Raw genomic sequence first — 11,398 nt, 5'->3', positions numbered from 1 at the left:
TTGCGATGACCAACAGCAGGTTGTTCACCAGTGAGTCCGTGACCGAGGGACACCCCGACAAGATCTGCGACGCGATCAGCGACTCGATCCTGGACGCGTTGCTGGCCCAGGACCCGCGCTCGCGCGTCGCCGTGGAAACGATGGTCACCACCGGTCAGGTCCACGTCGCGGGTGAGGTCACCACCGAGGCGTACGCGGACATTCCGACGATCGTCCGCGAGAAGATCCTGGAGATCGGTTACGACTCGTCCGCGAAGGGTTTCGACGGCCACTCGTGTGGCGTGAACGTGGCGATCGGCGCGCAGTCCCCGGACATCGCGCAGGGCGTCGACACGGCGTTCGAGAACCGCGTCGAGGGCGCTGACGACGAGATCGACAAGCAGGGCGCCGGCGACCAGGGCCTGATGTTCGGCTACGCCTGCAGTGACACGCCGGAGATGATGCCGCTGCCGATCGCCTTGGCACACAGGCTTTCTCGTCGTCTGACGGCGGTCCGCAAGGACGGCACCGTGCCGTACCTGCGTCCGGACGGCAAGACCCAGGTCACCATCGAGTACGCGGGTGACCAGCCCGTGCGCCTCGACACCGTCGTCATCAGCACTCAGCACGCCGACGGCATCGACCTGGAGAACCTGCTCGGCGTCGACCTGCGCGAGCACGTCGTGGCTCCCGAACTCGCCGAACTGAACATCGACACCGCGAACGTGCGGTTGCTGACGAACCCGACCGGCCGCTTCGTCATCGGTGGCCCGATGGGTGACGCGGGCCTGACCGGCCGCAAGATCATCGTCGACACCTACGGCGGCATGGCCCGTCACGGTGGCGGCGCGTTCTCCGGCAAGGACCCGTCGAAGGTCGACCGCTCCGCCGCGTACGCGATGCGCTGGGTCGCCAAGAACACCGTCGCCGCCGGACTGGCATCGCGCGTCGAGGTCCAGGTCGCCTACGCCATCGGCAAGGCCGCCCCCGTGGGCCTGTTCGTCGAGACCTTCGGCACCGAGACGGTCGACCCGATCAAGATCCAGCAGGCCATCGCCGAGGTGTTCGACCTGCGTCCGGCCGCGATCATCCGCGACCTCGGCCTGCTGCGCCCGATCTACGCCCCGACCGCCGCGTACGGCCACTTCGGCCGCACCGACGTCGACCTGCCCTGGGAGTCGACGGACCGCGCCGACGCCCTGCGCGACCTCGTGAACGGAGGCTGACGATGCGGCTGGCCGTCACCGGTTCGATCGCCACCGACCACCTCATGGTGTTCCCCGGCCGCTTCACCGACCAGCTCCTCGCCGACCGGCTCGACTCCGTGTCGCTGTCGTTCCTGGTGGACACGCTGGACGTGCGGCGGGGAGGCGTCGCGGCCAACATCTGCTTCGGCCTCGGCCTGCTCGGCTCCCGGCCTGCCCTCGTCGGCGCGGTCGGCCAGGACTTCGCCGAGTACCGGGCGTGGCTGGAGGACCACGGCGTCGACACCGCGTCGGTGCTGGTGTCGCAAACCCGCCACACCGCGCGGTTCCTGTGCACGACCGACGACGCCCAGAACCAGATCGCGTCCTTCTACACCGGCGCGATGGCGGAGGCCCGCCACATCGGCCTCGCGCCCGTCGCGGATCGGCTCGGGGGACTGGACCTCGTGCTGGTCTCGCCCAACGACCCCGAGGCGATGCTGCGGCACACCGCGGAGTGCGTGCGTGCCGGCCACCCGTTCGCGGCCGATCCCTCGCAGCAGCTCACCAGGATGGACGGCGACCAGATCCGGTCGCTGCTCACCGGCGCGACGTGGTTGTTCACCAACGACTACGAGCACGACCTGTTGCTGTCCAAGACCGGCTGGTCCGAGGCGGAGGTGCTCGACCGGGTCGGGGCGTGGATCACCACCCTGGGCGAGAAGGGCGTCCGGCTGCAGATGGCCGGCCTGCCGTCCGTGCACGTTCCCGCCGCCACGGCCCGGCAGGTCGTGGACCCGACCGGCGTCGGTGACGGGTTCCGCGCCGGATTCCTCGCGGGCCTCGACCGGGGACTGCCGGCCGAGCGTGCGATGCAGCTCGGCTGCACGCTCGCGACCTTCGTCCTGGAGTCGCAGGGCTCGCAGGAGTACTCGGTGGATCCCGTGCGGTTCGCCGACCGGTTCGCCGAAGCCTACGGCCCGGTGGCCGCGGCGGAGGCCAGTCTGTTCCGAACTGTCCACACCGGACAGTTCGCTCTCTGAAGCGCCTTGGAGGACTTCGCAATGACCTCGGACCGGTTGCAGACCCGCAACGGCATCGACTTCGCCGTGGCCGACCTCTCGCTCCACGAGTTCGGTCGCAAGGAGATCCGCCTCGCCGAGCATGAGATGCCCGGCTTGATGGCGTTCCGCCGTGAGTACTCCGGGGTGTACCCGCTCAAGGGCGCTCGCGTGTCGGGTTCGCTGCACATGACGATCCAGACGGCTGTCCTGATCGAGACCCTGGTGGACCTGGGCGCCGAAGTGCGCTGGGCGTCCTGCAACATCTTCTCCACCCAGGACCACGCGGCCGCCGCTGTCGTGGTCGGCCCGCACGGCACCGAGGAGGAGCCGAAGGGTGTGGCGTGTTTCGCCTGGAAGGGTGAAACGCTGGAGGAGTACTGGTGGACCGCCGAGCAGATGCTCACCTGGCCTGACGGCGGCGGCCCGAACATGATCCTCGACGACGGCGGTGACGCCACGCTGCTGGTGCACAAGGGCGTGCAGTACGAGGCGGCCGGTGTCGTCCCGGCGGTCTCCGAGGACGACTCGGAGGAGTACGCGATCGTTCTCGACACGCTGCGCGCGTCGCTCGCCGCTGACGGCAAGAAGTGGACGAACATCGCCGAGGGCATCCGCGGCGTCACCGAGGAGACCACGACGGGCGTCATGCGCCTGTACCAGCTGGCTGCCGCCGGTGAGCTGCTGTTCCCCGCGATCAACGTCAACGACGCCGTGACGAAGTCGAAGTTCGACAACCGCTACGGCATCCGCCACTCGCTGATCGACGGCATCAACCGCGGCACCGACGTCCTGATCGGCGGCAAGGTCGCCGTCGTCTGCGGCTACGGCGACGTCGGCAAGGGCTCGGCCGAGTCCATGCGCGGCCAGGGCGCCCGCGTCATCGTCACCGAGATCGACCCGATCTGCGCCCTCCAGGCAGCCATGGACGGCTACCAGGTCGCGAAGCTCGAGTCGGTCCTGCCGATCGCCGACATCATCATCACCACGACCGGTAACAAGGACGTCGTCACGGTCGAGCACATGGCGCAGATGAAGCACCAGGCGATCCTGGGCAACGTCGGCCACTTCGACAACGAGCTCGACATGGCGGGCCTGCAGCGCTACCCCGGCATCCGCAAGAACAACATCAAGCCGCAGGTCGACGAGTGGATCTTCCCGACGGGCCGCACGATCATCGTGCTGTCCGAAGGCCGCCTGATGAACCTGGGCAACGCGACGGGTCACCCGTCGTTCGTCATGTCGAACTCCTTCTCCAACCAGGTGATCGCGCAGATCGAGCTGTTCACCAAGTTCAAGGAGTACGACAACGAGGTCTACCGCCTGCCCAAGGTGCTCGACGAGAAGGTCGCGCGCATCCACCTCGAAGCCCTGGGCGGCGAACTCACCGAGCTCACCAAGGATCAGGCCGCATACCTGGAACTGGATGTCGCCGGGCCGTTCAAACCCGAGCACTACCGCTACTGATCGCGACCGCGTGGACGGCAGGGGTTCCGGCTCTGGCTCGGGGCCGGACCCGTTGCCGTCCAGACACTAGTAGTACTACCGGAACATTCATGCCAAGAAGGCCGAACCTGTTGCGGCCGTTGACAATGGATCCGTTCCCACAAATGTACGCGGCACTCCGAGCAGCAGGAGTTCCGTTCCTGAGCACGGAAGTTGTGTGAGATGACCGAAGTGATCTCCGACAGACTGCCACTGGAGCGCCAGAACCCGTTCGACCCGCCCGCCGAGGTCACCGCGATCCGCGACAGGGCACCGATCAGCAGGCTGAGGTTCGCCGACGGACACCTCGGCTGGCTCGTCACCGGCTACCACCAGCTGCGGGAAGTCTTCGGCAGCCCCAAGTTCAGCAGCAGCAGGGAGAACCACCACCTGCTCGACCCGCGGTTCCAGGGTTCCGACGATCCCGGCAACTTCGTCAGCCAGGACCCGCCGGACCACACCCGGATGCGCAAGATGCTGCAGGGCCAGTTCACCGTGCGAAGGATGAACCAGCTGGCCGGCTGGATCGGCGAGATCGTCGAGAACCAGATCAAACACCTGCGCTCCCTCGGCAACCGGGCGGACCTGGTGAAGGACTTCACCCTCCCGATCCCATCGCTGGTGATCTGCGCGATTCTCGGCATCGACTACGACGAACGGCACAGGTTCCAGGAAGACACCGAGATGCTGGCGAGCCAGAACACCTCGCCCGAGGAGCTGATGGCGGCGCTGCACCGGATCCGCAGCTTCATCGGCGAACTGGTGGTCAGGAAGAAGGCGAACCCCGGCGACGACATGCTCAGCGGCCTGCTGGTCACCGGAGGGCCGACCGACGAGGAAGCGTCGAACATGGCGCTGCTGCTCCTGCTGGCCGGTCACGAGACCACGGCGAACATGCTGGGCCTCGGCACGTTCGCGCTCCTGCAGCACCCGGACCAGCTGAAGATCCTCAAGGACGAACCGGAGGTCATCGACAACGCCGTCGAGGAGCTCATGCGCTATCTCTCGGTCCCGCACTTCGGACCGCTGCGCACCGCGCTCGAGGACGTGGAGATCGACGGGCACCTGATCAAGGCCGGTGACACCGTGCTGGCACACCTGCCCACGGCCAACCGGGACCCGAACAAGTTCCCCGGCAACCCCGACGAGCTCGACCTGCGCCGCGAGGGCCCTCACCACCACCTCGCGTTCGGCCACGGCATCCACCAGTGCCTCGGCCACCAACTCGCCCGGATCGAGATGCGGCTCGGCTTCTCCAGGCTGTTCCAGGAGTTCCCCGACCTGCGCCTGGACGTGAAGCCGGAAGAAGTGCCGCTGCGCACGGACATGCTGCTCTACGGAGTCCACTCGTTGCCGGTGACCTGGTCGGACTGAACGGCCCTACTCGGCGTCCTGCGCCTCGATCAGGCCGAGATCGCGGACGCAGAAGCCGTGGTGCTCGAAGGTCTCGTTGAGCACCGTGCGGAGACACTGCCGCACCGAGCGGCCGCGGGCGTACGGCGGCCAGACGTCGTCGTCGGGCACCGGCGCCGGCGCCGCGAGCTGCTCGGCGGTGACGTCGTCGAGCCAGGCCTCGAGCTCGGCGGCCTGCGCGGCGCGCACGTTCACGATCTCGTCGAGGGCCGGATCGAGCGAGAGGTCGAGCCCGTGCGCTTCGCGGTAGGGCTCGACGTCCGGCCCGATGCCCATCGGTGTGAACCGCTCCGTCGAGCCCAGGCAGCAGCGCCGGAACCACGAGTCGTGGACGAAGACCAGGTGGCGCATCGTCTGCGCCGCCGACCACTCGTCGTTCACGCTGCGGCACTCGATGCCGGGCGCACGGCGGATCCGCTCGATCGTGGCGGCCCAGCCGGCGCGGAGCTGCCGCGCTGCCTCGCGCAGATCGGCGGGGTCCTCGGAGCGGACCAGCACCCGCACCGGATGACGCCGGTCGAGCTCCGCTTCGACGTACCCGGTGACCTCGACACCGTTCACCACCAGGTTGGTGACGAGCCCGTCGATCACGGCGTCCTGCAGGACGACGCCGATCAAGCGCGCCCCGGTCAGATCGCACTCGCGGAACTCCGTGCCGTGCAGGTCCTCGTCGACATACCGCGTCATGCCCGCATCCTAGTGGCGCGACTCGGAACGTCGGCTGGGTAATTCACGTTCAGCACGCCACGACGCACCCGTCTGACCGCGCATTCCCCCGGCGACATTCCGAGCCACGCCGCTAGATCCTCGCCGGCAGGGCGGCAGTTTTCTTGTGCGGCAACGCTTCTGACCGGGGGTTGACAGCGGCGAGGTGCCGGAGAAATCTGAAGGAAACCTTTCGAAAGGATCCCTTCAGATGGCCAGGACCCCGAAGGTGCCGCCGCGCAGGCGGATCAGCGACGTGAACCGCATCCGCGCGCTGGCGCATCCGCTGCGCATGGCCGTGCTGCGCCACCTGATGGCGGTGGGGCCGCGCACCGCGAGCGAGTGCGCGGTGGAGGTCGGGTCCACGCCGTCGAACTGCAGCTGGCACCTGCGTCAGCTGGCGACGTTCGGCCTGGTCGAACCAGCCGAGTCGGCAGGCGGGCGGGACCGGCCGTGGCGCGCGACGCCCGTGGGCCTCGACTTCGGTGAGCCGGCATCGGATCCGGTCGTGCGCGAGGCGCAGGACTCGGTGATCGCCGTGAGCCTGCAGGACGAGGCGGAGATGACCAGGCGGTTCTTCGACCACCGCGACGATCTCGACGACGAGTGGGTGTCCGCCTCCCGGTTCGACAGCTACGTCGTGCGCGTGACGCCCGAGGAGCTTCGTGAGCTGATGAAGTCGATCGACGACGTCCTGCGCCCGTACGTGGCGACGGTGCGGCCGAAGTCCGATGCCGAGGCGTTGCTCGCCTACGTGGGCCTGCGCGCCTTTTCCTGGCTGGACGCGACGGGGACGCCGACATGACAGCCGACCGGGACCAGGCCGCCCGGAGCTCCCTGCGCGAACCGGCTTTCGCGCGGCTGTGGGGCGCCGGACTCAGCTCGGAGATCGGCCAGTGGATGCTGTTGCTGGCGTTGCCGCTCTACGTGCTGACGATGACCGGTTCGGCGTTGGTGACCTCCACGGTCGCCATGCTCGGGCTGTTGCCGAGCCTGGTGTGCGCTCCGTTGGCGGGCATGATCGCGGACAGGTGGAGCCGACGGTGGTTCCTCGCGCTGGTCAGCCTCGGGCAGGGCGCGGTCCTGCTGCCGTTGCTGCTGGTGCAGGGGCCTGGGCAGCTGTGGATCGTCTATCTGGTGTCGGCGGCGCAGGCGGGGTTCGGCGCGATGTTCGAGGCCGCGAAGGTGGTGACGCTGCCGGCGCTGGTCCGGCACGAACAGCTGGTCAGCGCGAACGCGATGATCTCGTTGAACGCCACGATCGGCAGGCTCGCCGGCAGTCCGCTCGGCGGTGTGCTGCTGAGCCAGTTCGGCCTGCGCAGCGTCGTGTTCGCCGGGGTGGGGGCGTTCGTGGTGGCGGCAGTGCTGGCCGCGACCATCCCGGCCGGAACGGAGAGCGCAGGGGGCGAGGGGGTCGGCTTCGTCAGCGGCCTGGTGGCGGGAGCGAAGTCCCTCTGGCAGGTCAGGACGTTGCGCGGGCCCGCGATCTGCGTGGCGCTGCTCTCCCTGGCGCAGGGCATGTTCGTGGTGCTGTTCCTGTTGTTCGTGACCGAACTGATCGGCCGGGGCGAGAGCGAGGCCGGTGTGCTGCGCGGCGTGCAGGCGATCGGCGGCTTCGCCGGCGCGGCGGTCGCGGGATCGCTCACCCGCCGCCTGGGCGCGCCACGACTGCTTTCCTGGAGCCCCTTCGCATTCGGTGGCGTGAGCGCACTGACGTGGAACTTCTCGCTGGTCCAACCCGGTTTCTGGGTGTACGTGTGCCTGTTCACCGTGGCGGGCGCGCCGGGTGTGCTGGCCGCCGCGGGATGTATGTCGCTCCTGCAGCAGGCCGCGCCGCCGGCCCTGCGCGGGCAGGTGCTCGGATCGGTGCTCGGGCTCTCGGACACCTTGCAGGCGCTGGGAATGTTCGTCGCGGGTGTGCTCGTGGGCCCGGTCGGCACGCTCTTCCTGCTCGACGCGCAGGCGAGCCTGTTCCTCGTGGCCGGACTGCTGATGTGGCGAATGCTCGCAGGTCCGCGTGTTCGCCGTGATCGACGGCATGGTTCTCTCTGGTCTGGAAACCGGAGCAGACGAGAGAGAACCGCGTGATGAGAGACAACGACCCCGCGACGGTCGCCGAGCTCGACCGCCTCGACGAGGCGGTCAAGGCAGCGCCCGCGGGAGACACGACGGCGCAGATCGCGCTGTGGCGCCAGGCGACCGCTTTGGAGCACTGGTTCTTCATCGCGCGAGGCTCTGCCGACCAGCCCCGTCCCTATGCCGTGGCCGCTGAGCAGGGGTCGATGATCTGCCTCTACAGCAGCGCCGCACGGGCGAGCGAAGCCGGCCATGCCCTCGGGCTGGCCGACGCGCAGGGGAGCGTGGTGCCGACGTTCGGCGTGCCGATGCCGGTTGCGATCGACTACGTCGCCTCGTTCGCCCAGGTCGGCGTCTTCGGCGTGACGCTGGACCATCCGCGGCTCGGTCACTACATCCCGCTGGCGAACCTGGGTCTGCTCAAGGGCTGGATCGAGGGGGCAGCGCGATGAACGGTGCCGATTCCGGCGACGGCTTCGTCGAGGTGATCGCGCGCGAGGTAGAGGCCGACCCCGGGAATCTGACGCTGCGTGAGGACTTCGTCACGCTGCTGCTGGAGCGGGATCCGGAACGCGCCGCCATCGAACTGAGAACCTTCGAGGGCATCGGCGGTGATCCGGCACGGGTCCGGCTGCTGCGCGCCCGGCTGATGGCGGCGCGGCTGCGAGCCTCGAACCCGCCGCCACCCGCGGAGAACGCGCCACCTCCGGCACGGACCGGGGGAGCCGCGCGGACGCCGGTTCCGACCCCGGCCGACGAGGACCGTCAGGACAGCGCTGCCGGTTCGGCGTCGCTGTGGGACGCCGAACGCCCGGCGGTGACGCTGGCCGACGTCGCGGGGCTCGCCGAGGTCAAACGGCACCTGGACACCACGTTCCTGGCCCCGCTGCGCAATCCCGAGCTGGCGGCGGCGTTCGGGCAGACGCCGGGCGGGTCGCTGTTGATGTACGGCCCACCCGGATGCGGCAAGACGTTCATCGCCAGGGCGATCGCAGGCGATCTCGGAGCGTCCTTCATCCACGTGACCCTCGCGGACCTGCTCAGCAGGTGGATCGGGGAGAGCGAGAAGGCGATCCAGAGCGTGTTCCGCGACGCACGCGCGGCGGCGCCGTGCGTGATCTTCTTCGACGAGTTCGACGCGCTCGGCGGCCGGCGCACCTCCGGTGGCGGCGGGTCGCAGACGATGCGGATGCTCGTGACTCAGCTGCTGGAGGAGCTCGACGGCGTGGCGAGCGCCAACGACGGGGTCTACTTCCTGGCCGCGACGAACCGGCCGTGGGACATCGACCCCGCGCTGCGCCGACCGGGCCGGATCGACAGGACGGTGCTGGTGCTGCCACCCGACGCGGCCGCCAGGGCGTCGATCGTCCAGGGCGCGCTGGAGGGCAAGCCGGCCGGCGAGGTCGACGTCGCCGCCGTCTCAGCGGCGACCGAAGGGTTCTCCGGTGCAGACCTCAGCCACCTGACGACCACCGTCCTGCAGCAGGCGATGGTCGAGTCGATGAGCAGAGGTGAACTGGTACCGGTCACCACCGACGCGATGCTGGCCGCGGTCGGCGGTGTCACCCCGTCCACGACGTCGTGGTTCGACCAGGTGGCGCCGGTGCTCGAGTACGGCGTCGACGACGGCACGTTCGATCAACTCCGGGCGTACCGGGTCAAGCGAGGCATGCGATGAGGGACTTCGGCCGCACGGCCTCCGGCGACGACGACGCCGTCGAGCGAAACCTGGACCTGGCCTGGGAGCTCTTCGAAGCACAACCGGCGCATCCCAGGATCGCCGAGCTGGCGTCGCAGGTGCTCGCGTCCCAGCCGGAGCGCAGCGGCGCGGCGCTGTTGCTCGGCAATCACCGCGAGGTGTGCGGCGATGCCGGCGAGGCGCGGCGTCTCTACCTCCAGGTGGCCGGTCGCCGCGACGGCCAGTTCATCAACGCGGCTCGTGCCCTCCGGCACCTGGCGCTGGCCGAGCACGATCATGCCGAGGCGCTGCGGTGGGCGCGCACGGTGCTGGGCGAGGACCAGGAGGAGTGGGACGACTGGATGGAGCTGGGCTTCGCCCAGGCGCTCTGCGGGGACCACGAGGACGGCTGGCGCCGACTCGACGAGGCGGTGGCACTGTGCTCCCGGACGGCGCCGGACGGACTCCCCGGCGCGCTGGGGAAACGCGCGGCGTACCTGCTGGGGACCTTCGCGCCACCCGACCGCTTCGTCGCCACGGCCGAGGAGGCCATCCGGGCCGATGCGGCGAACTCCTGGGTCGCTCTGATGCTCGGCTGGGCCTACCTGGTGCAGTACCGGTTCGCCGACGCCGAACAACTCGGCCTGCGACTGCTGCGCGAGAACCCGACCGAGGACATGCTGCACAACCTGGTGGGGACGGCCAGGACGTTGCGGCAGATCGTGGAGAACGCCCACGCCCAGGACATCTCGCTGGAGGACATCCGCAACGCCGGGGTGATCGAGATGGGGTGGCAGCAGCTCCGCGACCAGATGCTCGGCACCGACCTGGCTTCCGCGCTGGCGGCGCTGGACGACGTGATGCCCGCCGGCCTGCGCGCCACCCTGCGACCGGGAACCTCGATCTCCGACGAGTCCCAGAGGGACAAGCTCGGCTCCATGGCCGCGGAGGACCTGGTGGCCTGGCACGACGGCCAGCAGCCCGGCTCCGGTGGCGCGTGGGGACTGGCCGAACCGTTCCGCCTGATGTCGGCAGCCGAGATCATCGCCATGAGCACCGAGATCGAGGCCGACCCGCAAGCGCACCCGGACTGGCCCGAGAACGAGGTCTGGGAACAGGTGATGACCGACGACGCCGGGGCGTACCTGGTCGTCGTCGCGTTCGGGGAGCTGGTCACGCGCCGCCCGGGACGTCCCGACGAGCCCGTGGCCGCGTCCATGGCCGACTGGATCTGGGACCGGGTGGCCGGCTTCGGCGGTCAGGACCCGCGACCGGCACCCCGGAAGACCGAGGCGCTCCCGACCGGCCTGCCCGCTGTCCCCGGCACGTCGCTGACCGGCACCATCGCCATGATGTACGCCGCTCTGGGCACGTCCGAGAGCTCTGCGCCGTACGAGGAACTGCGTGGGCTCTTCCCCGGCGCGACCGTCCGGCATAGCGCGCTGGACCCGGTGGTCCCCGGTCCCGACGGCGTCGACATCGCGTTGCTCGACGGTCTGGTGAAGAAGGTGACCGTCGACGTCGCGTTCTGCCCGAGCGCCGACCGCGTGATCTCCGGGCTCGACCTCGACGGGCAACGCGAACCAGTCGATGCCCACGTACGCGCGCACGGCGCCCTCGTGCACAACAGCTGGGAGAATCGCGCCTCCGGCGAGGTCACCGTCAACTACGACCTCGCGGAGCATCGACTCGGCCTGCAGTGGCGGACGGGGAGGCTCGCCCGAATCTTCGTGTCCGCCGTCGTCCAGCCGGCAGACGACTGAACAGGGGATGTCGCTTTCTGTAATGGGGCGCTCACCAGCAGAGATGTGACCATG

10 protein-coding genes are annotated in these 11,398 nt (G+C 69.3%); 9 read left to right on the top strand and 1 reads right to left on the bottom strand.

Annotated elements, in window-relative coordinates; translation table 11 throughout:
• Nucleotides 1-5 precede the first annotated feature (5 nt).
• The 4 genes from metK (at nt 6) to OG205_RS11860 (ending at nt 5,083) form a co-directional block, all read left to right on the top strand.
• Entirely contained in the window at nt 6-1,205 is a 1,200-nt protein-coding gene (metK, locus tag OG205_RS11875; RefSeq protein WP_330276267.1) for a methionine adenosyltransferase, read from the top strand.
• A 2-nt stretch (nt 1,206-1,207) separates the two neighbouring features.
• Nucleotides 1,208-2,206 carry a carbohydrate kinase family protein gene (locus OG205_RS11870; RefSeq protein WP_330276266.1) on the top strand — a complete coding sequence of 333 codons (999 nt, stop codon included), beginning with the start codon at nt 1,208-1,210 and terminating at the stop codon, nt 2,204-2,206.
• A gap of 21 nt (nt 2,207-2,227) precedes the next feature.
• Entirely contained in the window at nt 2,228-3,691 is a 1,464-nt protein-coding gene (gene ahcY, locus OG205_RS11865) for an adenosylhomocysteinase (protein WP_330276265.1), read from the top strand.
• Between the two features lie 201 nt (nt 3,692-3,892).
• The gene (locus OG205_RS11860) at nt 3,893-5,083 is read left to right on the top strand and encodes a cytochrome P450 (RefSeq protein WP_330276264.1); all 1,191 of its coding nucleotides are present in this window, start codon (nt 3,893-3,895) and stop codon (nt 5,081-5,083) included.
• A gap of 6 nt (nt 5,084-5,089) precedes the next feature.
• On the opposite strand, the gene OG205_RS11855 is transcribed toward OG205_RS11860, so the two are convergent.
• Nucleotides 5,090-5,809: a DinB family protein gene (locus tag OG205_RS11855; RefSeq protein ID WP_330276263.1), complete on the bottom strand. Its 720-nt coding sequence runs from the start codon at nt 5,807-5,809 to the stop codon at nt 5,090-5,092.
• A gap of 229 nt (nt 5,810-6,038) precedes the next feature.
• On the opposite strand from OG205_RS11855, the gene OG205_RS11850 reads away from it, so the two are divergent.
• From OG205_RS11850 to OG205_RS11830, 5 genes are read left to right on the top strand one after another with little or no spacing between them, the layout of a single operon-like run.
• Nucleotides 6,039-6,632 carry a winged helix-turn-helix domain-containing protein gene (locus OG205_RS11850; RefSeq protein ID WP_330276262.1) on the top strand — a complete coding sequence of 198 codons (594 nt, stop codon included), beginning with the start codon at nt 6,039-6,041 and terminating at the stop codon, nt 6,630-6,632.
• Nucleotides 6,629-7,915: an MFS transporter gene (locus OG205_RS11845; protein WP_330276261.1), complete on the top strand. Its 1,287-nt coding sequence runs from the start codon at nt 6,629-6,631 to the stop codon at nt 7,913-7,915. The genes OG205_RS11850 and OG205_RS11845 overlap by 4 nt, the downstream gene beginning before the upstream one ends.
• Entirely contained in the window at nt 7,915-8,355 is a 441-nt protein-coding gene (locus OG205_RS11840) for a hypothetical protein (RefSeq protein ID WP_330276260.1), read from the top strand. The genes OG205_RS11845 and OG205_RS11840 overlap by 1 nt, the downstream gene beginning before the upstream one ends.
• Nucleotides 8,352-9,581 carry an ATP-binding protein gene (locus OG205_RS11835; RefSeq protein ID WP_330276259.1) on the top strand — a complete coding sequence of 410 codons (1,230 nt, stop codon included), beginning with the start codon at nt 8,352-8,354 and terminating at the stop codon, nt 9,579-9,581. Before OG205_RS11840 ends, OG205_RS11835 begins: the two co-directional genes overlap by 4 nt.
• Nucleotides 9,578-11,344 carry a tetratricopeptide repeat protein gene (locus OG205_RS11830; protein ID WP_330276258.1) on the top strand — a complete coding sequence of 589 codons (1,767 nt, stop codon included), beginning with the start codon at nt 9,578-9,580 and terminating at the stop codon, nt 11,342-11,344. The genes OG205_RS11835 and OG205_RS11830 overlap by 4 nt, the downstream gene beginning before the upstream one ends.
• Nucleotides 11,345-11,398 lie beyond the last annotated feature (54 nt).

Origin of the sequence: Lentzea sp. NBC_00516, from assembly GCF_036346835.1 — a bacterium.
Taxonomy (GTDB): domain Bacteria; phylum Actinomycetota; class Actinomycetes; order Mycobacteriales; family Pseudonocardiaceae; genus Lentzea; species Lentzea sokolovensis.
The sequence above is the reverse complement of the archived record's forward strand: the minus strand, read 5'-3'. Positions and strand labels throughout refer to the sequence as shown.

Bases quoted from the DNA above. Each gene is read 5' to 3' on its own strand.
- OG205_RS11850 (WP_330276262.1), top strand. From the start codon at position 6,039: ATGGCCAGGACCCCGAAGGTGCCGCCGCGCAGGCGGATCAGCGACGTG.
- ahcY (WP_330276265.1), top strand. From the start codon at position 2,228: ATGACCTCGGACCGGTTGCAGACCCGCAACGGCATCGACTTCGCCGTG.
- OG205_RS11830 (WP_330276258.1), top strand. From the start codon at position 9,578: ATGAGGGACTTCGGCCGCACGGCCTCCGGCGACGACGACGCCGTCGAG.
- OG205_RS11845 (WP_330276261.1), top strand. From the start codon at position 6,629: ATGACAGCCGACCGGGACCAGGCCGCCCGGAGCTCCCTGCGCGAACCG.
- OG205_RS11835 (WP_330276259.1), top strand. From the start codon at position 8,352: ATGAACGGTGCCGATTCCGGCGACGGCTTCGTCGAGGTGATCGCGCGC.
- metK (WP_330276267.1), top strand. From the start codon at position 6: ATGACCAACAGCAGGTTGTTCACCAGTGAGTCCGTGACCGAGGGACAC.
- OG205_RS11855 (WP_330276263.1), bottom strand. From the start codon at position 5,809: ATGACGCGGTATGTCGACGAGGACCTGCACGGCACGGAGTTCCGCGAG.
- OG205_RS11870 (WP_330276266.1), top strand. From the start codon at position 1,208: ATGCGGCTGGCCGTCACCGGTTCGATCGCCACCGACCACCTCATGGTG.
- OG205_RS11860 (WP_330276264.1), top strand. From the start codon at position 3,893: ATGACCGAAGTGATCTCCGACAGACTGCCACTGGAGCGCCAGAACCCG.
- OG205_RS11840 (WP_330276260.1), top strand. From the start codon at position 7,915: ATGAGAGACAACGACCCCGCGACGGTCGCCGAGCTCGACCGCCTCGAC.